General features: G+C 41.2%; 1 protein-coding gene. It reads left to right on the forward strand.

Annotated features, from left to right (window positions below):
* Positions 1–183, forward strand: a 183-nt coding sequence (locus tag JKP73_RS22560) for a HEAT repeat domain-containing protein (protein ID WP_200412027.1), incomplete at its 5' end; no start/stop codon positions are given.
* Between the last annotated feature and the right edge of the window lie 123 nt (positions 184–306).

The raw sequence follows: 306 nt of genomic DNA on the forward strand, positions 1-306 counted from the left end.
GCGGGAATGTTTTTATATGAATTAGGTGATGAATCAGCGGTTCCTGCTCTTAAAGATGCGATGGAAGACCCTGAATTTGAAGTCAGAATGCAAGTGAAAATGGCCTTAGCAAGGGTTGAAGATGGTGAAGAGGCAAAAGGGTCTATCTGGAACCAAATGACACAAGCCGCAAAGCAAAAATAGCAGGAAAGTGGACAAAAAGTATCTTATTCTCATAGTAATCCGAACGATTCCTCTCGAATTCGTCCGGATTTTTGTATACAGACGTATGTTGACTGCGCTTCGTATCAGCGTTTTTTTATTCCT

The sequence above is a fragment of the Virgibacillus salexigens genome (genome assembly GCF_014905415.1).
GTDB classification, from domain to species: domain Bacteria; phylum Bacillota; class Bacilli; order Bacillales; family Amphibacillaceae; genus Virgibacillus; species Virgibacillus salexigens.